General features: G+C 66.6%; 23 protein-coding genes. 2 read left to right on the top strand and 21 right to left on the bottom strand.

Annotated elements, in window-relative coordinates; genetic code table 11:
* Nucleotides 1-20 precede the first annotated feature (20 nt).
* From cpaB to VIM12_RS13645, 3 genes are all read right to left on the bottom strand, one after another.
* Nucleotides 21-878, bottom strand: coding sequence for a Flp pilus assembly protein CpaB (gene cpaB, locus VIM12_RS13655; protein WP_331942205.1), 858 nt, complete (start codon nt 876-878; stop codon nt 21-23).
* A gap of 55 nt (nt 879-933) precedes the next feature.
* Nucleotides 934-1,548 carry an A24 family peptidase gene (locus VIM12_RS13650; RefSeq protein ID WP_331942204.1) on the bottom strand — a complete coding sequence of 205 codons (615 nt, stop codon included), beginning with the start codon at nt 1,546-1,548 and terminating at the stop codon, nt 934-936.
* An 87-nt stretch (nt 1,549-1,635) separates the two neighbouring features.
* A complete protein-coding gene (locus VIM12_RS13645; RefSeq protein WP_331942203.1) occupies nt 1,636-1,860 on the bottom strand; it encodes a Flp family type IVb pilin in 225 nt (74 codons plus the stop codon).
* Nucleotides 1,861-2,546: 686 nt separating this feature from the next.
* Between VIM12_RS13645 and VIM12_RS13640 the strand changes: the two genes are divergently transcribed.
* A complete protein-coding gene (locus VIM12_RS13640) occupies nt 2,547-3,494 on the top strand; it encodes a T3SS effector HopA1 family protein (protein ID WP_331942202.1) in 948 nt (315 codons plus the stop codon).
* Between the two features lie 34 nt (nt 3,495-3,528).
* Here VIM12_RS13640 and sctU read toward each other — a convergent pair whose 3' ends face one another.
* The 10 genes from sctU to VIM12_RS13590 all read right to left on the bottom strand — a co-directional run bounded on the left by sctU (nt 3,529) and on the right by VIM12_RS13590 (nt 11,928).
* Nucleotides 3,529-4,629 carry a type III secretion system export apparatus subunit SctU gene (gene sctU / locus VIM12_RS13635; RefSeq protein ID WP_331942201.1) on the bottom strand — a complete coding sequence of 367 codons (1,101 nt, stop codon included), beginning with the start codon at nt 4,627-4,629 and terminating at the stop codon, nt 3,529-3,531.
* Between the two features lie 15 nt (nt 4,630-4,644).
* Nucleotides 4,645-5,442: a type III secretion system export apparatus subunit SctT gene (gene sctT, locus VIM12_RS13630; protein WP_331942200.1), complete on the bottom strand. Its 798-nt coding sequence runs from the start codon at nt 5,440-5,442 to the stop codon at nt 4,645-4,647.
* A 28-nt stretch (nt 5,443-5,470) separates the two neighbouring features.
* Entirely contained in the window at nt 5,471-5,734 is a 264-nt protein-coding gene (gene sctS / locus VIM12_RS13625; protein WP_331942199.1) for a type III secretion system export apparatus subunit SctS, read from the bottom strand.
* A 27-nt stretch (nt 5,735-5,761) separates the two neighbouring features.
* Entirely contained in the window at nt 5,762-6,418 is a 657-nt protein-coding gene (gene sctR, locus VIM12_RS13620; protein ID WP_331942198.1) for a type III secretion system export apparatus subunit SctR, read from the bottom strand.
* Nucleotides 6,411-7,655 carry a FliM/FliN family flagellar motor switch protein gene (locus VIM12_RS13615; RefSeq protein ID WP_331942197.1) on the bottom strand — a complete coding sequence of 415 codons (1,245 nt, stop codon included), beginning with the start codon at nt 7,653-7,655 and terminating at the stop codon, nt 6,411-6,413. Before VIM12_RS13615 ends, sctR begins: the two co-directional genes overlap by 8 nt.
* A 24-nt stretch (nt 7,656-7,679) precedes the next feature.
* Complete coding sequence (locus tag VIM12_RS13610; RefSeq protein ID WP_331942196.1) at nt 7,680-8,198, bottom strand: hypothetical protein; 519 nt, start codon at nt 8,196-8,198, stop codon at nt 7,680-7,682.
* A 133-nt stretch (nt 8,199-8,331) separates the two neighbouring features.
* Entirely contained in the window at nt 8,332-8,826 is a 495-nt protein-coding gene (locus VIM12_RS13605) for a hypothetical protein (protein WP_331942195.1), read from the bottom strand.
* Nucleotides 8,823-10,202 (bottom strand): FliI/YscN family ATPase, encoded by a 1,380-nt coding sequence (locus tag VIM12_RS13600; protein WP_331942194.1) that lies wholly within the window; start codon nt 10,200-10,202, stop codon nt 8,823-8,825. Before VIM12_RS13600 ends, VIM12_RS13605 begins: the two co-directional genes overlap by 4 nt.
* Nucleotides 10,196-11,278, bottom strand: coding sequence for an FHA domain-containing protein (locus VIM12_RS13595; RefSeq protein ID WP_331942193.1), 1,083 nt, complete (start codon nt 11,276-11,278; stop codon nt 10,196-10,198). Before VIM12_RS13595 ends, VIM12_RS13600 begins: the two co-directional genes overlap by 7 nt.
* 464 nt (nt 11,279-11,742) lie before the next feature.
* Nucleotides 11,743-11,928 (bottom strand): hypothetical protein, encoded by a 186-nt coding sequence (locus VIM12_RS13590; RefSeq protein WP_331942192.1) that lies wholly within the window; start codon nt 11,926-11,928, stop codon nt 11,743-11,745.
* A gap of 258 nt (nt 11,929-12,186) precedes the next feature.
* On the opposite strand from VIM12_RS13590, the gene VIM12_RS13585 reads away from it, so the two are divergent.
* Nucleotides 12,187-13,116 (top strand): L,D-transpeptidase Cds6 family protein, encoded by a 930-nt coding sequence (locus VIM12_RS13585; protein WP_331942191.1) that lies wholly within the window; start codon nt 12,187-12,189, stop codon nt 13,114-13,116.
* A 39-nt stretch (nt 13,117-13,155) separates the two neighbouring features.
* On the opposite strand, the gene VIM12_RS13580 is transcribed toward VIM12_RS13585, so the two are convergent.
* The 8 genes from VIM12_RS13580 to VIM12_RS13545 all read right to left on the bottom strand — a co-directional run bounded on the left by VIM12_RS13580 (nt 13,156) and on the right by VIM12_RS13545 (nt 18,992).
* Entirely contained in the window at nt 13,156-13,581 is a 426-nt protein-coding gene (locus tag VIM12_RS13580; protein WP_331942190.1) for a hypothetical protein, read from the bottom strand.
* A gap of 50 nt (nt 13,582-13,631) precedes the next feature.
* Nucleotides 13,632-14,249 (bottom strand): hypothetical protein, encoded by a 618-nt coding sequence (locus VIM12_RS13575; protein WP_331942189.1) that lies wholly within the window; start codon nt 14,247-14,249, stop codon nt 13,632-13,634.
* 91 nt (nt 14,250-14,340) lie between these two features.
* A complete protein-coding gene (gene sctV / locus VIM12_RS13570) occupies nt 14,341-16,437 on the bottom strand; it encodes a type III secretion system export apparatus subunit SctV (RefSeq protein WP_331942188.1) in 2,097 nt (698 codons plus the stop codon).
* Between the two features lie 62 nt (nt 16,438-16,499).
* The gene (locus VIM12_RS13565; protein ID WP_331942187.1) at nt 16,500-16,799 is read right to left on the bottom strand and encodes a hypothetical protein; all 300 of its coding nucleotides are present in this window, start codon (nt 16,797-16,799) and stop codon (nt 16,500-16,502) included.
* Complete coding sequence (locus tag VIM12_RS13560) at nt 16,774-17,229, bottom strand: hypothetical protein (protein ID WP_331942186.1); 456 nt, start codon at nt 17,227-17,229, stop codon at nt 16,774-16,776. Before VIM12_RS13560 ends, VIM12_RS13565 begins: the two co-directional genes overlap by 26 nt.
* On the bottom strand, nt 17,226-17,558 hold the full coding sequence (locus tag VIM12_RS13555) for a hypothetical protein (protein ID WP_331942185.1): 333 nt from the start codon (nt 17,556-17,558) through the stop codon (nt 17,226-17,228). The genes VIM12_RS13560 and VIM12_RS13555 overlap by 4 nt, the downstream gene beginning before the upstream one ends.
* Nucleotides 17,559-17,588: 30 nt before the next feature.
* Nucleotides 17,589-18,086: a hypothetical protein gene (locus tag VIM12_RS13550; protein ID WP_331942184.1), complete on the bottom strand. Its 498-nt coding sequence runs from the start codon at nt 18,084-18,086 to the stop codon at nt 17,589-17,591.
* Nucleotides 18,087-18,143: 57 nt separating this feature from the next.
* Nucleotides 18,144-18,992, bottom strand: coding sequence for a hypothetical protein (locus VIM12_RS13545; RefSeq protein WP_331942183.1), 849 nt, complete (start codon nt 18,990-18,992; stop codon nt 18,144-18,146).
* Nucleotides 18,993-19,151 lie beyond the last annotated feature (159 nt).

Raw genomic sequence — 19,151 nt, 5'->3', positions numbered from 1 at the left:
CGTGCTTGCGGCGTCCAACTTCAGTAGCACTGTGTGATGCGGCCCGACGCGGTCATCACCTCCCCGCATTGCCTTGCCCTGGCGGACGTCCCGGGCCGGGTCTCGACCTTCCGCGCCGCAGGTGCCGGCGGGCCGGCCTTGCCCGGGCGCGTCGCCTCCGGCGCGGCCTTCGCGCCGGAAAGCAGCGTCTGCTTGGTTGCGCCCGTCGTCGTCGCAGGCGTCATGTCGATCTGGTTGCGCAGCACCAGCGACAGCTGCCCGACGCTGCGCGCCAGGTCGAGCTTTTCCGCCTGCTCCGGCGTGACCTCCAGCGTCACCGCGTTGACGACTTTCGGCCGGGTGTCGTTCTGGCTTGCCTCCTGGGCGACCGCCAGGACCAGGATCCGCTCCAGCACCAGCTTGGAAACGCTGCGGTCGGCATGGTCGCCGGTCGGTTTCTCGGCCTGCGTACTCACCAGGATGTCCACATAGTTGCCGGGCAGGGCGAAACCGGCGACGCCCACCACGTCGTTGACCCGTACCGTCATCGCGCGCCTGCCTTCGCCGACCACCGCCGACAGGCCACCGGTGGCGCCTGGCAGGGCAAGCTTCGACTCCAGCAGCGGTTCGCCGCGCTGGACCGCTAGCCGGGTTACCCGCGTATCGAGTTTCCCGAGGTCGACGAAGGCGCCTGCGGGTACGCTGCCCGCCGGCCATTCGGCGAGCTTGACCATATCCGCAGTGAGGCGCGTGCCGAGATTGATATCGGTGGCGGCCACGGCGATCCGGCTGGTGCCGAGACCGGTCCGCGCTTGCATCCACTGCGACGCAAGGACAACGGCGGCCAGGGCGGCGGCGCAGGATATGCCGATCATGATTCCGGCTCTTGAGACCTTCATATGCTTCTCCCTAGTTGTACAGACAAGGCTGGCGGCGCCTTTCTCACCATTCCGTTCATGCCGTCACGCCCGGCATCCATGCTGCGTCCAGGCCGGCCAGTCGCATCGCAACGCAAGCCAGCGTCCCCGCCGCGATCGCCAGCGCATAGGGCATGCGACCGGCCGACCGCGGCATCCGTACCGGCACCGGCAGTTGGCGCAGCGCGAGTTTGAATACGCAGGACATCAGCATCGCGTGCAGATTGGCCGCCAGCAGCGGCAGGCTGCGGCGCCGCAGCGCTTGTGCCAGCGCCAGGATGCCGCCGAGGACAAACGTCGCAAGCGCGACCCCGACCATCATGTGGGGCCCGAGGAAAGCGCCCACCATCGCCATTAACTTCACGTCTCCCGCCCCCAGTGCGCGCAGCAGGTACAGCGGCGCCAGGAGTGCCAGCCCGACGCCCGCCCCCGCCAGTGCCGACCAGAACCCGAGGGCGCCTGGCAGGACGCTGGCAAACCCGAACCCCTGCGGCAGCAAGGCGTTGCAGCCAAGGCCGACGCCGATGCCCGCGAGTACGAGGTGGTTCGGAATGCGGCGCCGCCTGCTGTCTTCCCATACTGCCGCCGTAAGCAGCACGAAGAGGATGGAGAGGACTGCTGCGGCTACTGCCGCCGGGGTGAGATCGGTCATGCGCTGCTCCGCTGGTTGTCGTGGTTGCACCGTGTCGATTTCCTCCGTGTGTGCCGCGGGCGGCTTGGCGCCCGCGGGACCTCACGCTCAGGATAGGGCCGCGGCGCAGGTGATCGTGTCATCGCTGCCCAAGCGCTCGGCGATCGTCTTGAAGGCCTGGCATACCTGGCTGCCGACGGCCGATACGGCGACGACGACCACGACAGCGATCAGTGCGGCGAGCAGTCCGTACTCGACTGCCGCCGCGCCTTCCTCGTCCCGCATGAACTGCATGACACCCCGCTTGAATCCCGACCAGATATTGCTATCCATGGTGTTTCCCCCTTGACGCTAGATGAATAAACCTGTTGAACAGGGTCTTCCGGCCCTTGCGCATGCCCGCGGCGGAAAGACCCTCCGACGAGACCATGGCGCGGCCCGGCTCGATACAGAAGCAATCACCAGTCGCCTAGAGCGGGTGCGCGTGCCGCGCCCCTTCGCGCAGCGATATACCTTCGTGCACTAATGTGATCTGGTTCCTGTTGATTACTTACTCTTGGGTGGCGCGTAAAACCGGACAGTTCCATTGATCCCCGGAACAATTTGAGGCGCGGGAAGCGAGGCCGGCGGCCGCCGCCTACGCCAGGCCGGAACCCGATTGCCCGACCCGCCCACCTATTGCCGGTGGCCGTGCCGCGCGCCGCGACCGCGACAGCGCGGCTCCATCCGTACTCTCCCTTCCTGCGGAGGTGCCAATGATCTCTTTCCTGCCGGGCGTCCCGGATCGCGCCGGTGCCGGGGTACCCGATGTCGGTGCGGTATCGGATGCCTCCCCGGCGCCGGCCACCCCGTCTGCCGCCAGCCCCCGCGGCGCGCCACCCGCGGGTCGGTCCGCGCCCATGGTCCACCGGGCTTCGTCGCGGCCGCCTTTCCTGCAACTGACGGCCGCCGGGGCCGGGACAGCGGCCCCGGTGGCAGCACCGCCGCCGGCGGTCCCAGCCGATGCGGACGCGCACCCCATGCGGACGCTGCGGCAGTTGGCTTGCGCCACGCTCCGGAAATTGCAGGAGAAGCCTCCGGCGCAACAGTCGCTGGCCAAGGCGCGGGAATACGCCTATCTGCATTACATCTACTTCCCGCTCCCACTGGAGCAGGTGAGAACGCACCTGTTGCAGCGCACCGAAAGTCAGCAGATGGCGAGCATGTACAGGCTGGCCCGCCTCGCGGAGCAAGGCGACCGGTTCGTGCGCACATGGTCGGAGACGGCCATGCAGCGCGGGCGGGCGGTCACGCCCCGCCAGGCGCTGGCATGGATGGAAACCAGCCTGGACGGCGGCATCTGCCTTGACCGCCTGCTCGGCGACTCCTTCGTGCTGCTGCCGGCAGGCGTCGACGTCGCCGCTTCCCCCGCCATCGACAGCCGGCTTTCCATCCATGTGAAGGAAGCGTTCGCGGATTTCCTGAGCGAGGTGCTCTTCGAATTGCTGTCGCGTGGCGAAGCCGGCGTCTCACACATCAAACTGCTGGGAATAAAGCGTTGGCCGGTCCGGACGGAGACTGCCATCGTCTACCTGCCGGAAGCGGTTCCGCAGGAGGCACGACGGCTGGCGACAGGGATAGACGACGCATTGCGCCGGAAGATCGATGCGCCGCCGGGCGCCGGCTTCTACGCTGCACCGCCGCCGGGGACGCAATGCATCACGCCCGGCATTGCCTATTCCGAAACGGCGCCCGGCCACGCCGCGGTGATGAGCGCCGGCCAGTCGCGCGCGGCCGTCGTGGCCGCCGCCGTATGGGACACCCTGACCGCTGGCGCGGACCTCGACGCCGCATTGGACAAGCAGCTGGCCGATGCCGGCTATGCCATTGCCAATCCGGCGTTCGTGCAGCGCCCGGACGACGCAGGCGGCGCCGTCGCGGAACGCGAGGCAGCACTTCTGGGCGCCGCGCCTCCCCGCACCGGTTAGCCGGCTCCGCGCGCACCCCCGTCCGTAGACCGGCTCACGGCGCAGCCGGCGGGTCGCCGTATTTTTCCAGCTCGATCAGCGTCCCGACCTGGTCCATCGTCTTCAGGTAATGGATCACTGCGTAGACGTAGGCAACCGGCTCGTAGCTGCTCTGCGGCACGACCATGTTCGCCCTGCAGGTGGCATACAGCGTGCGGGCCAGCCAGACGTGACGAATGACAGGGATGCCATGGTCCATTGCCCGCCGTACCATCGCCGCCGCGACTTCGTCCCTGCCCTTTGCCACCACCGTCGGCACCATCGCCTGGCCGCTGTCGTAGTACATGGCAACCGCGAAGTGCGTGGGATTGACGACGACGGCATTGGCCTTCTCGGTCTTTGCCACCGGATCCTCGTTCGCCCACTCCCGTGCCAGCTGCTTGCGCTTGCCCTTGATCTGGGGATCCCCTTCCATCTCCTTGAACTCCTGCTTGAGTTCCTCGTCGTCCATCATCATCTCCTTCCGATGGAACATTTTCTGGATCGCAAAGTCGATGATCGCCATGACCAGGCACAGGATGATGGCCACATGAAACACGTTCTTCAACAACGTGATGAACGCGAGATAACCGTCCTTCGGCGCACCGCTGGCGAGCTGCACGATGTTGGCGAGCTCCGCGTGGATGGTCAGGTAGATGACGAGCGCGATCAGGCCGGACTTGATCACGGTTTCGATCAGCTCGACCAGCTTCTTCCACGAAAAGATGTTCTTGAAACCGTTGACCGGGTTGATCTTGTCGAATTTCGGCGTGATCGGCTCGGCGGCGAAGAGGATGCCGAACTGCCCCCAGTGCGATGTCACGCTCACCACCGAACAGACTACGGCGCCGATGAAGAACACGACGAGCAGGATGACCGTGGCTGCCTTGCCGGCCTCCGCCAGCGCGAGATGAAATGGCTGGTTGACCGCGGCATGACTGAATTCCATCAACGACATCAGCGCTTCCCGCCAAATCCCTTCGGTGGCAAACAGGATCTCCCCGACGACGAGTACGTTGACGACACGGGAAAGGTCCTGGCTCTGCGCGATCTGGCCCTTCTCTCGCGCCTTGTCCAGCTTGTGTTCCGTCGGTTCGCGATTCTTGTTGTCGGCCACGGCCGGCTCCTTCCGCTACGGCCGGGGCGCCGCCTGCATGAGGCTTGGGGCCAGCTCAAGCAGGCGGGTGAAGTCGCCCGCGATATGGTGGAACAGCGTGGGCCAGTACACCAGGAGGATGAACAGGCCGACGAGGGTCTTGACCGGCGCGGACGCAAAAGTCACTTGCAGGTTCTGTGCGAAAACCCCGATCAGCGCAAAACCGAACTCGATCAGCAACAGGGGCAGGATCACCGGCGCGCCGTACACGACGATATGCACGAAGAGGTCCCCGAAGCGCCGGAGCACCACGTCGAACTGGCCCGGTTCAAAGGGCGGCGCAAGCGCGTGGGCCGGCCACGCGCCGTAGCTTTCGATCAGAATCCGGATGAGGGTGACGAACAGCCCGGCCTGCACCATCACGATGACGGCAGCCTGGATGAGCGCGGCACCGACGGTATTGGCATCGCGATCCACGGCCGAGTTGCTCGCCGGGGTAGGGATGGCGGCACGCTGATTGTCGAATACCGCGCCGATTGACTGGAGCACCCAGAACGGGATCGACATCAGCGTGCCCAGCAGCAGCCCGATCATCGCCTCCTTTCCCGCAAGCGCGATCCCGAGGACCAGGTCGGGCGGCTGCATCCGTACGGCGTAAAAGGTGGGAACGACCGCGGGCAAGGCAATCGCCAGGGCTGCCGCACGCTTGGCCATCCCGGTCAGGACACTGAGTCCCAGTCCCGGCAGGATGGTGAGGCAGACCAGCACCCGGGGCGCAATCAGCGCCAGCGCGATCACCAGCGCCTGCAGGTCGAGATGGAAGGAAGAAGGCATCGGTCCCCGTGATCCGGTCGACGGGGTATCAGCGCCCGGCCAGCGGGATCATGGCGAGGCCAAGCTCCGCCAGGCGGATCATCTCGACGCCGATCCATCGTCCCATCAGGGTCAGTGTCACCGCCACCGCCGCCAGTTTCACCACATACGGCAGCGTCTGGTCCTGGATCTGGGTGACCGCCTGGACGAGGGAGACCCCCAGGCCGAGCGCGGTCGCGACCAGCAGCGGCGGCGCCGAGAACAGGATGCTCATCCAAAGCGCCTGCTGGAAGTAGTGAAGGGTATCGGCCATGTTTCGTCGTAGGTCTGTTCGTCCGGCCTACGCGTATGAAAGGGCAAGCGCATTGAGCAGCTTCGCCCATCCGTCCACCAGCGTAAACAGCAGCAGTTTGAGTGGCGTCGTGATGGTCTGCGGGGAGACCTGCTGCATGCCCATCGCCATCAGCAGGTTGGAGATCAGGAGATCGATCACGATGAAGGGAATGTAGATCAGGAAGGCGATTTCGTAACCGGTCTGCAGCTCCGCGGCGACGAATGCCGGCGTCAGCACGACAGGGTCCGTGTCCTTCGCATCCTTTGCATATTCCTCCGGCCACAGCTTGCGCGCGGAAGCCAGGAACAGCTCTCGCTGCTCCGGCTTGGTAAAGCGGATCATGAACTGCTGCAGGGGCTCGAACGCATGCATGGCCTGCCCCAGGAACGGCTGCCTGTCCGGATGCCCCGACCGGCTCTCCACGCTCGTCACACGCCTGCCGATCTCCTGCATCGTCGGGGCCATCACGAATACACTGACGACCAGCGCCATGCCGTAGATTGCCAGCGTGGGCGGCGCCTGCTGCACGCCTATCGCGTTGCGTAGCACGATCAGCACCAGCGAGATTTTCAGGAACGACGTCGTCGTGACGATCACCAGCGGGATGAGCGACAGCAGCCCGATCAGGACCGCAAACGAGACGACGTCATACTGGCTACTCATGCTCGTCACCCGCATGCCCCCATTCCACGATGCGGATGCCGAGCTTGCCGTCGACCGAAACCAGCTCTCCTCGGCCGAGACGATGGCCCGAGGCGACGATGGCAACGGCATCCGGTGCGCCGCCGTGGATGGGCAGGATCGTCCCCGCCGCCATGGAGCGCAACTGGCCGAGCGTCGCCTGGAAGCGTCCCATTTCGAACTGCAGCACGACAGGAACAAGGTCGTGTGACTGCGGCGCCGGCGCCTCGGGCTTCCGGCTCGCCCCCTTGTCCTGTTCCCCCTGATTCTCCCCCGACCGCGATCCGTCGGGAATCTCCTTCTTGTCCTCTCCCACTCTCTGCTCCTCGGTGTTGGCGCCGGCTTCGGGACGACTGGCGCGCGGCGTCCGCCCCTCGGCCGGCAACGCGACTTGCGGCCGGGAGGAAAGCCGCGGCGGCGGCCCACGCTCGACACCGGTGACTTCCAGCAGTCCCGGCCATACATGGCGAATCCTGGCGCGGATCCCTCCCAGGGAAATCACGCCGTTTCCCATGAGGTCGAACGACGGCTGGTCGGGTACGATGACGTCGCCGGGCGCCAACGTCGCGAGGACGGCGGCGGGCAATGTGTGCCGCGCGACGGGCACCGCACGTTCAATGACCAGCGAGGAAAACCGGTCTGCCTGCGCCTGCTGGCGTTTCCAGCCGGGGGCCGACAGGAGATGCTGCAGGGTTCTTGCGTCCGATCGCAGCCAGGTGCCGAGCACGTGGCCCGGACTCGCCAGCGTTACCCTGACGAACACGGGATCGTCGAAGCTTGCCGTGGATGCGCGGTCGATGCGGTCCACGCCCGCCAGCGGGCCGGTCGCGAGGCGACGCACGAGCACCGACTGCAGCCAGATCCATTCCTCGTCCGGCACGTCCTCCGTGCTGCCGCAGTCGATCCCGGTCAGCGCGCGCAGGAACCTCGTCGCGTCATACAGTTCGGCCCGCCCCATCGGGCCGGCGAGCGCCATGACATCGACGCGCTCAGCGGTCGCGCCCTCCTGCGCGAGCGTCACGGTAATCAACGCGTCGAGCCCTGGGAGCGCAATGCTGCGGCCACCGCCGATCAGTTGCGAAAGCGCTGCATATGCGCTGCTGACATTGGCGAGGACAATGTCGTCCATCGGTACGGCGCCGACCGATGCGGCCGCCGTCCGCGCTTGCGCACCATCGCCCGAGCCGGCACGTCCATCTTTTTCTTCAAAAACAAGCATGTTCAGGATTCCTGCACGGTGGCCTCATACCACGGCGATCTTCACGTTCCTGTGCATACGTCGTTTCAGGAAGCCTTCCAGTTCCATTTGGTTACTACGTATCCTCGCCGCCATTTCCGCGCCCTGCGGCCGCAGCAGATAGGCGAGCACGGTCGGCAGGCTTTCGACGAAGACGTCGACCTTCCCGCCGCCGGGCATCGTGACCTCGAATTCCTGGTCGCCGGGGTCCGCCGGCAGCGCTGCGGCCAGGGCGAGGTAGTCAAGGTCGCCCTGGGATGATGCTTCGGTACTGTCCACGCCGGCGCCGGCACGCGGCCACGCTGGCGGCGAGCCGCCGGAACCGCCATGGGCCGGCGAGTCGAACCTGCCGTCCAGCCGGGACGTTTCGGCGCTCTCCGCGGCCCCGCGCATGTCGTCCGGGTCGGGACCGCCGCCAAACCGCCCGCCCGACCGCTGGCGGTCCATCCCCGGCGCGCCGGTCGCCGGGGCCGCGTCCAGCGCCGCCAGCCGCCTTGCAATCGCTGCCTGCTGCACGGCGTACAAGGCCGCAAAGATCCTCCTTGCATTTCCATTCACGACGGGTGGCGATCCCGACGGCGTTGAAGGCGAAGGGCCGCGCTCCGCGTCACGAAGCACGAATCCTGGCGATCGCCGGTCAGGAATGGGATTGGGCATGTCAGTCGTCGCCTTTTTGCTGTCGCTGCCGGAGCTCCTGCCTGAACATCTCCAGCTTCTCGTGCTGGCGCTGGGCCTGCTGCAGTTGCAGGCAGGCGGCGAAGTAACCGCTGCGCCGGAGCCTGCAATGCGCAACAGCCTCCTGGCAGTCGAGATAGCGCTGTGCCGCGATCTCCTTCATCCGTTCGTAAATGGTCTTCGCACGCCGATACTGGCCGCTGGTGATCGTCATGCCGATGAACTCTTCCCTGGCGCGCTGCCAGTATTCCTTGGCCTCACGCTGGGCCTCGCGACGACGTTGCTTCAGGTCGCGCAGCGCCATGCGTTGCCGGCGCCATTCCGCCTTCGCCCGCATGCGCTCCTGCTCGTAGCGCTCGACCCGTTGCCTGCGCAGTCGCTGCAGCAGCACCAGGTTCCTGTCCTCCGCCTTCGGCTCACGGATTTCCGGCGCCTCCCGTCGCGCGGTCCGCCGGCCTGCCTCTTGCGCCCGCATCATTCGAAGCGCGCGAGGCTGCCGAGCGTCTCCCGCAGATCGCAGACGACGCGCGTGTCCTGGCGCAGGAACGCAAGCTGGTCGGGCCGCGCGCGGATCGCCTCGTCGGCGAGGGGATCGCTGCCCTGCTTGTACTCGCCGAGGCGAATGAGAAGCTCCATCTCCTGGTAGCGCGCCATCAGGTCGCGGAACCGCGTCGCGGCCCGAAGATGCTCCTTGCGGGCGACATTGCTCATCACCCGGCTGATACTGGCGAGGACATCGATTGCCGGATAGTGCCCCTGCTCCGCGAGCTTGCGCGTCAACACGATGTGACCGTCAAGCAGCGATTTCGCCTCGTCCCCGATCGGATCGGAAGGATTCTCGCCGTCGACCAGCACGGTATAGATCGCGGTGATCGATCCGCGCGGCGTATTGCCGGCTCGCTCGACCAGGCGCGGCAGCATCGTAAACACCGACGGCGTGAAGCCGCCGCGGGCCGGCGGCTCGCCGGCGGAAAGGCCGATTTCCCGTTGCGCGCGCGCGAAACGGGTCAGCGAGTCGACCAGCAGAAGAACTTTTTTGCCGCGCGCGCGCAGTCCTTCGGCAATGGCGGTCGCGGTGAACGGGGCACGGGCCCGTTCCATCGATGTCCGGTCGGAGGTCGCGACCACGATGATGGTCCTGGACACGAGCGCCGCATCGAGCTCGTGCTGCAGGAACTCGTTCAGCTCCCGGCCCCGCTCGCCGACCAGGCCGAACACGATGGCGTCGACCTTGCACCCGCGTGCGACCGCTGCCATCAGGGTCGTCTTGCCGCACCCGGGGCCCGCGAAGAAGCCGATACGCTGCCCCTCGCCGATGGTCAGCAGGCCGTCTATCGCCCTTACCCCGGTCGGCATCGGACGCACGATGCGGGGGCGTTCGGTCGGATTCGGCGCGTCGCGTATCACCGGCACCATATCGCGCCAGGCCGAGCTTGCCTCCGGCGCCTCGGGCGCCCGGAACATCAGGCGGCCGAAGCCGTCGAGGACGCATCCGAACAAATGCTCGCCGACCTCCACGGAGTGCATCCGGTTCATCGGCTCGACCATGGTCCGGTTGGAGACGCCCTCCAGGGGACTGAGGGCCGACAGGAGCGTGGCCCGGTCGGTGAAACCGACCACTTCCGCCAGCATCGGCTGCGCTGCATCGCTGTCGTTGAAGAGCTGGCAGAGCTCGCCGATCTGCACAGGCGGCATATGCGCCTCGATCAGCGGGCCGATTACCTGGCTCACTCTGCCACGGCAGCGCAAGCCCGGCTTGGGCGGCAGCCTCGCCATCCACGCGGGTGCTTGCTGGCGCACGTCGTCCAGGGCGCGGTCGATCGCGGGCAGGAGGTCGGCAGCCGGCGTCACCATTTCACCTCGATTTTCCGCTTACCCGCAAAACTGATGCGCGTGCCCTTGATCGACACCAGCCGCACGCCCTGATACTCGTCGCCGACGTAGAGGCGGTTGCCATCCGAGGTCACGATGCTGGCGTTGGCGCCGGATATGACCTGGCTGATCCTGAACGGCAGCATGTGCTCCGCGCTGCCGACCTTCGCGCTGATCGGAAACGCGATCCGGTGCTGGGCAACGAACGCCGCCAGCGTGCGTTCGAACCGCGCCGCCTCCTCGTCGTCCAGCGCGGCCTGCATCTTCCATTCGTTGTCCTTCAGGTTGAGATCGAAGCGCTTGAGCAGGTCCACCTCTGCCAGGCGCTTGCGGAAGGCCGCGCGCAGCTCCGCCGGCGCGAGGACCTGTTCGCCCGCGGGCGGAACTGCGCCGGCTGCGCCCCCCGCCGCGCGCGCGACGGCCTGCCTGGCTTCGGGATTCAAGGGCGTGTCGGTGGATTGGCCGGCCAGGAAATAGGCGCTGCTGGCGGCGGCCACAATGACCGTGGCCAGCAATGCCAGCGGACGGGGCGACCCGGCCCGAGAGGTTGCGCCGTGCCGTTCCGCATTGGCCTCGTCCGGTGGACGGGCCTCGGTTTCCCGGCCCGCGGACGGCGCGGCTTCTTCCTCCCGGTTGAACGACGCCGCGTGCTGCCGGGGATCCACGTCGACTTCCTCAAGGTCGGTTTCGCCCTCGACCGCCGTGCCGGTATCATCGATCTCTTCCCGCAGTTCCGGAGGATCCTGCGGCGGATCCTGCCATGGCGAACGCGCATCGGCGATGGTGATCCAGACGCGCCCGATGCGCGCATGCGACCCTTCGAGGAGTTCGATCGACGGCGTCGGCGTGTTTGTTTCGCTCGTCCGGACCTCGCCATCGATCGCCTTCAGCAGCCATCCATCACCGGACGCTTCGATGAATGCGTGGCGCGGCTCTATGCCGTGGTCGAGCAGCACCACGTCGGCGCTCTCGTCACTGCCGATCTCGGTCGCCGCCATGCCGTCAAGCGGCAGCGTCGCGCCGCGGTGCAGGCCGCTCAATATTCTCAGTTCAGGCATGGTCTCCACTCATGGCTCGTGTCCGGGCAGCGCAAGGCAAGCGCCCGAAAGCGGTTGCATCCGCAGGTATGTGGAGAGGCGTGCGCAGCAGTTCCATTTGTGCACCGTCCGACGGAACGGCAACGTGCGGCGCACGCTACGGGGGTGCATGAAGGAGACGCAGGACGGCCCCGGCCCGGCCCGCGGCGCACGCGCGCCGCGGTACGACAGCGGCATCCTGCGCCAGGTTCGGCGACAACGGGCTTGGGCGGCAGCGCAGCCGCGAGTGACAAAACAGGAAGGGGGCGCGGTAGCGGCTGCGTGGGCAGGCGGCGGCGTGATGGGTATGCGTGAACGTGCGCCGCAGCATACGCGGCGCGTCACCTTCATCGGGGCCATCGGCCAGAGGAGCACTGTCCGGCCCGACGCCTGCGGCATATCCGCCGCAGGCGTCGGGCCGAAGCGTTTCGGCAGATGCAGGAGCGCTAGAAGATCAGGTCGCCGGCATCGTCGGGCAAGCCGCCGAACGGCGTGTCGGTGAAATCTCCGGCGCCATCACCCATGCCGCCCCCGACGTCGGGTGTGCCGCCCCCGGTGATCCCTTCCATTACGAGCGGGGCGAAAACCGATGCAACCGCAGCAAACACCGCTCCAACAATCGGAAATGCCATTTTTACCTCCTCGATCAAGTTTCACAGGATGGGACTATGTAGCTGAGTGCATGTTGGCGACCCGCGGGTTCCATTCAATCTCGCGCGCCGGTTGTCGCCCCTCGGTTCGGAATGCGGAACATTTGCACGTTGACGCACCACGTATACTTGGTAACATTTCCGTCGTGCATCAGCGCATCCGGGTTGGCCGTCCAGCCGGGATCGAAGCTTACGCCGGATGTCCGCGTAAAACGGATCGAGGCGACCTGGAGAATATCGATGAAGGCAGTACTGCTACGCCGAGTGGCGTCCCTGATTGTTCCGGCTGCCGCCCTGTTTGCCGCGGCGCTCGCCGCCCCCGCCGGAGCGGCGGACGCCGGCACGCTCGTCCAGGCCCGCGAGTACGACGCCGCGCTGGCATTGCTGGACAAGTCGCTCAAGGCCAGTCCGCGCGATCCGGAACTGCGGTTCCTGAAGGGCGTGGCCCTCAATGGCCTCAACCGCAAGGCCGAGGCAATCGCCGTATTTTCGGCGTTGACCGCCGACCATCCCACCCTTCCCGAGCCGTATAACAACCTCGCTGTCATCCACGCGTCGGAAGGCAGATTCGACCAGGCGCGCGCCGCCCTTGAACGCGCGGTCCAGCTCAATCCGGCGTACCAGATGGGCTACGAGAACCTGGCGGACGTGTACCTGAAGCTGGCGGGGCAGGCTTACGACAAGGCGCTTCTGCTCGACCCGGGCAACGCGGCGATCCGGCAGCGACTGGCCGCTTTGCGCAACATCGGTACCGGTGGCGCAAGTGCGCACCCCGTTACGCGCCCCGTGGCCGCTCCGGGCGCCGCGCCGCCGGGCGACGAGGAGGCGGCGCTCGCGGCCGTACGGGACTGGGCAAAGGCATGGAGCGCAAAGGATGTGTCGGCCTATCTCGCCCATTACGCGCCGAACTTCCGCACGCCCCAGGGCGAACCGCGCACCGCATGGGAAAGCAGGCGTCGGGCGCTGATCGAGGGCAAGGCAGGCATCAGCGTGGAGATCCTGACGCCCCGCGTCACGGTATCGAAGGGATACGCGGTCGTACGCTTCCGCCAGAAGTACGTGTCTGGAAGGCTGGACGCCACCGACCGCAAGACCCTGGTGCTGCAGAAGCTGGACGACGGCTGGAAGATCGTGGAGGAAAGGGTCGCGACCGGAGCGTCGAGCGGCTGACAGCCCGGGCGGCTGCCGCGGGTGCGCAGGCGCCGCCGGCTAGCGCTTCGTCGGGGTCCCCGCGTCCGTATTGAGCAGCCGGAGCACACCGCTGGCATCGGCCGTCCGGCTGGTCGCCGGGTCGAATGGATCCCAGTCCGGATTGTCGGCGTTGACGATTGCGCCGTACACCAGCTCGACGGCAAGTTCCTTGCGCTCCTGCGCCGCCCTTGCCCGCGTGCGCGCCTCTCCGGCAAGCACCGCGATGGCGGCGGCCCCCCGGGACGGCGCCGGACGGGGCTCGAGGGCCGACAGTGCGCGTACCGTTTCCTCGACCATCGCCCGTACGATTTCCTGTCCGTGCTTTCGCGCGCGCGCGAGGACGGCCGCCGCCCCCGGTTCCCGCTCGAGGCGAGCGACCAGGGCAAGAATCTCCGCGTCCTGCGACGCGTCCTGGCCCGACGTGTCCCGCTGCGATCCCTGCATCTGCCCTCCATTGCCCGCGAAGCGGGTAGAAATTTCGCCGCGCGGGCAGCTCACCTCGCCATCTGCTGCAGGAATTTCCCGAAGTCGTGCTGTATCTGGTACTTGATCTTCTGCCAGTCGTAGGCGGCCTGTCCGGCGCCAGTTCTTGCCGCAATGCCGTCGAACTCCTTGAGGGTATGGCCAAGCGCAGGCGCGACGTCGGCCGCGGCGCGCTTGAGGGTGTGGGCGAGATGCCGTATGCCCTGGCGCCGGCTGTTGCCGGTCGTCGCTTCCCGCCATGCGTCCTTCACCCCCGGCAGGACGCTCTGAACCGCGTTCTTGAGCGGCTTCGCGGCAGACCACATCTGGCGCAGGGTCGTTGCGCAATGCCGGTGTTCCTCCGGTCCGTTCGTCCGCATCCGCACCTCGGCGCGGTCCGCCCGGTCACTCCAGCGATGCGCGCTATCGGACAGCGCATCCGGCCTGTACTGCGCGGCGTCGTGGCGTTGCGCGCGCGCGTCCTCGCCGCTCAAGGGGCCCGGCCTGCTGCCGCCCGTGCTGCTTGTTCCGCTGCTCGAACTGCTGCTCGTCGACGCGGTGCCGGTCGCACCGCCATCGCCGCCGTCGTGCAGCGGATTGTACAAAGTTGTCGCGTTGCTGGTGACTGTAGATGATGTTGCGTCATGCATATGCTGTTCCCGATTGCGTCCAGGACGACCGTCCTGCCTGCTTGCCTCATTGGTGGCGCCGTCGCCAGCGCGGTTCCGTCATCCGTCCTTCCTACATCTCGATCATGCCCACCGGCTGCACCTTCAGGTGCTGCGTCAGCTCGGAAAACGCAAACACGGGCACCGAGAAGAACTCCTCCTCGATCAGCTTGCGCACCGCCCTGCGTATGTCGGCGGCAGTGACCAGCACCGGCGGCGAGATGGGTGTCGCAAAGTTGCTGGTCAGCTCGTTGAGGCGGTCGAGGATCGCCTGCTCGGTATCGGAATCGATGTCGAGGTAGCTGCCCTGGCTGGTCTGTCTCAACGATTCCCGCAACCGCTCCTCCAGCTCCGGCGACAGCAGAATGACTTCGATCAACCCGTCCCGCGCGGCCTCGTAGCAGAGCTGGCGCTTGAACGCCAGCCGGACGTAGTCGGCGATGATGTCCGCATCACGCTCCTTGGGCGCCCAATCGAGAACCGTCTCCAGCAGCAGCCGTGCGTTGCGCAGGGATATTCCTTCCCGGGTCAGCCTCTGGATCACCTCGGTCAGGCGGGGCAGCGTCACGGTCTTGTTCACCTCCTTCCCCAGCTCCGGGTAGCGCCGTTCCGCCCAGCGGGTGAACCGGATGACCTCGTTGACCCCGACGAACATCTGGCAGTTGCGCAGCATCTCGACTTCCACATCGGCGCAGAAGACCTTTTCCCACGGCTGGTAGTAGACGCCGGCATTCTTCAGCCGTGCTTCGTCGGCAAGACGCACCCAGACGCGTCGCCGCCTGGTGCCTGCGAGGTCGGCTTCGACGGCCTCGAACCCGAGCTCCTGCAACCGTTCGAGCGTCTCTATGGTGGCGCCCCAGCCGGTCCGGATCTCCTCGTCGACAAGCGGGACCTCCGACATCAGGAATTGCGCACGATTGGCAGGCACTGCCCTGCTGTACTCGATATCGATCGGCTTGAGGTCGGGGATGCCGCGATGCTCCAGCATGGAGTTGCGCATCAGGCGCAACGCATTGTAGATGGCCTGCGCACGCGCCGACCCCCGCATGTTTTCCGGCAGACGCAGGATGAACGGCTTGGTCGCGGCGAAGTTCGTCAGGTCGACGATGGCGGCGTTCTTCTTCTCGGCGTCCTCCGCTTTCTTCTTCAACGCGGCATCCGCCGCGGGCCTCAGGATGCCCACCATGCCTCCCGACGCGAGCAACAGCGCAAGCACGAAGAAGACGCCCCCCGGCATTCCCGGGATGACGGCGAACAGCAGCATGATCGCGGAAGAAGTCAGCAACGCCCTCGGTTCGCCGAACATCTGTTCCGCGATGTCCTGGCCGACGTTCCGGTCCGGCTCGCCGTCGCCCTTGATGTCGCCGGCAACCCGGGTGGTGATGATGCCGGCGGCCAGCGAGATCAGCAGGGCCGGGATCTGGGCGATCAATGCATCGCCGATGGACAGTATCGAGTACACGCGCACGGACTCGCCCAGTTCCATGCCGCGCTGCAGGACGCCGATCGACGCGCCGCCGATCAGGTTGATCACGACGATGCAGATGCCCGCGATGGCGTCGCCCTTGACGAACTTCATTGCGCCGTCCATCGCCCCGTGCAACTGGCTCTCCCGGGACAGTGCCGCGCGCTTTGCTTTGGCTTCTTCCGCCGTCAGGTTGCCGGCCCGGAGATCGCTGTCGATCGACATCTGCTTGCCCGGCATGGCGTCCAGCGAGAAGCGGGCCGCAACTTCCGAAACCCGCTCGGATCCCTTGGTGATCACGATGAACTGCACCACGGTCAGGATGAGAAACACGACCAGGCCGACGACCAGATTGCCGCCGACGACGAAGTTGCCGAACACCTCGACGATCTCTCCCGCATGGGCCTCGAGCAGGATGAGGCGCGTGCTGGCGACGGATATCGCCAGCCTGAAGAGCGTCGTGAGCAGCAGCACCGCGGGAAACGTCGAGAATGCGAGCGGCCCGGTCATGTACATCGAGACCACCACCACGAGACCGGATACGCCAAGGCTGAGTGCGATGAGGAAATCGAGCAGCAGCGCAGGCAGCGGCAGCACGAGCATGAACACGATGCCGATGACGAAGGACGCCGCGATCAGCTCGGCCCTTTTCGCCGCCTTGGCGGCGAAGGCATTGAGACGCAGTACGACGGTGTGTGTATTCATGACCATCCTGCGCTGGCATGTCCTGCGCGCGCACGCCCAGGGAGGATCTCGGTCGGCACGGCCTATCCCTCCGCCGTGCCCGGACCGGCGCAGCGGACCAGGACGAGCCGGGCCCACTCGCCAAGCCCCGCATCCGCCTGCGCGGCCCGGTCCAGTGCGCCCGCGTCCACCGGCTCGAGCACTTCCGCGGCCGCATAGGACTGCAGAAGCATCAGTGCCGGATCGTCCGGCCAGATGCCCCTGCACACGCCCGCAAGGACGTGGGCATCCTCGAAGCGCCTCGTGTTGACATGTCCCCACACCAGCCCGATGGCAGTGACCAGGTCCGGGTCGGCCTCATTGCGCTTTTGCTTCTTCCTCATGCGGTGTCTTCCTTGCAGGTGCTGCGGGCGTCGCTGCCTCCTCGGCACTGCGCTGCATCTGCAGCCAGCGCAAGCGGAGACGCACGGCTTCCTCAACCAGGACGATGGCCTTCATGCAGTCACTACGCGCCTGCCTGTCGAGCGCGAATTCCACCAGGCGTTTCTGGAGCGCGCGCAGGCGTGCCACCGCGCTCTCCCTCCAGACCGGATTGTCGAAGGTAAGCCGCGGGCCGAGCACCTGATCGAGTACCGAGGTCGTACGTGACGGCAGCACGAGCGGCAGCAGGGAGGCCGCTGCCTCTTCATCCTCGAGCGCGGTGCGCAGCTTGGTCCGGACGGGCGCGTCGGGCAGGCTCTGGATCTCGCCCAGCTCGACGAAGTCGGACGGGCTACCCCTGCCCCCGCCGGAAACGGGTCCCGCAGCTTTCATGACATCAATTCCTCGGCGGCGGACAGCAGGTGCATCTCCACCGGTCCCGTCTCCAGCTCCACGCGCGGAAAGCGGGCGACCAGGAAGAACTTGCCATCATTGAAAATGCAGGGAATCCAGCGGCCGTAACGCTGCAGGTCCTGCCGCCTTCTCTGCAGCAGGGCGCGGTAGGGCAATCGGCACGCGGCTTCCGCGTCCATGCCGACGCCCAGCACAATAAAACCATCATGCGGATAGGCGAGGACGTGCATGCCGTCTTCACGCAGCAGCACGCCGGCCTGGTTCTCCCTGACCGCAGCGGCGACCAGGCCGCCAAGTACGTCCGCCATCCCGCTCCTCCCCATGTTGCCTGTCCAAGTTCATGCCTGGCGTCCTTCGGCGCGGCGCCGTCCCTCGACCGCGGCCAGCCACTCGGCCTCGGCCTTCCTTGCCTCGCTTTGCTTTGGCATCATCGTCTCGTGCGCCTGCCGCGCCCGTGCGCGCAGTGCGTCGAGCAGGTCGGCCCTGTTGCCATGGCGTTCCGGCGCCCATTGCGACAGCGGCACCTGGGCAAGCGCCTCGCCGATGATCATGCACGCCTTGCCCGTCCGCTCGCTGTCGAGCTCCCTCAGGTCCACGATCTGGCTGACGATGCTTTCCGCCTTTGCCTTCCCCCAGCCGCTCTCCGCCGCCGTAAGAAAGAGCAAGGCGATGTCGGCGGCGGGCAGTCGCGCCACGATCCTGACCTGATCCGCCAGCCTGGTGCGCAACGCGACGGCGACCGCGAGCACCGACTGCACCATGGCAAATGCTGCCGCATCACTCGCCGCAAGCCAGTAGGCGGGAAAGTCGCGCCCCGGCAAACGACGCGGCTTCATGCCCGGCATATGCAGTCTTCCGTGCGCTGCGCCATGCTGCCGGCCTCCATCACAGGCCTACGGCTCGACCGTGGTGGACAGCGGCGTGCCGTCCAGCACTGCGCTGCGCAGGGCGGGCAGTGCACGCAGGCAGCCGGCCGAGCCGACCAGGCGCAACATTGCCTGCAGCAGGGAACGTGCGCGCAACGGGACATCGACGTTGTCCGAGCGCTTGCGTACACGTCCGCTGCGGGCGATCTCCGCTGCCAGCGCCTCCTGCGAGACGGCCGCCGCGCCGGCGACGGCGGCGATGGCGGCCTCCAGCTCCTCCTTGTCGTGCAGGAGCCTGCGCAGCTGCGCCTTGTCGATCACCTTCTTCATCAGCTGTCTCAGGCTGGCCTTCATCCGGCGCCGCTCCTGGCGCTCAAGCTCGGCAAGCTCCTGCGCCTGGGCCGCCGCAAGATAGATGTTGAATCGCTGCAGCGGGTCGTAGTCCTCCTCCTGCAGCTGCTGGTCGAGCGCTCGCAGATCGCCCTCGCTGTCGCCCTGCGCCAGCCAACCGAGCGCGAGCTGCACAGGGTTCCGGCGTAGCTTCTCCTCGTCCGCGGCGCCGCGGCCCGCCGCACTGCCGTCGTACGATGCCTCGCCCACGGATTCGCCGCTCGTCCGTTCGCTCCTCGATGCGTTCCGCCGCGTCGCCAAGCTGGTCGTCCGGGTCGGCGGTATAGCGATGACGTTGGCGGTGAAATTGAATTTCGGCAGTGGAGTAAGCGTCAGGTCCTGGGTGCGGAATACCTGTTCGCCTCCGGCGCCAGCGAGAAGCGCCTCGCGGGTATCGAGCGGCGCGATCGGTGGTATCGGTGAAATCGGTGGTACCCGGGTATCGCGGGTAATCGACGGCGCCGGTTGTACAGAGCGGATTTCCATGACGAGCGCATCTAGTGCTGATGTCCGATCAGTGGCCGGCGCGAACCGCCAGTTCCATTTTTATCCTGCCCCCGTGCCGGATGCGCGTTCGACCTGTTCCGCCTGTTCGGGTCTCTCGCATCTCGCCAGCCACCACGCTTTCTCAAAAATTCTCAAAGT

Source organism: Noviherbaspirillum sp. (assembly GCF_036563305.1).
Classification (GTDB): Bacteria; Pseudomonadota; Gammaproteobacteria; order Burkholderiales; family Burkholderiaceae_D; genus Noviherbaspirillum.
Note: the sequence above shows the minus strand (reverse complement) of the source record. Positions and strands in the feature narration are given on the sequence as shown.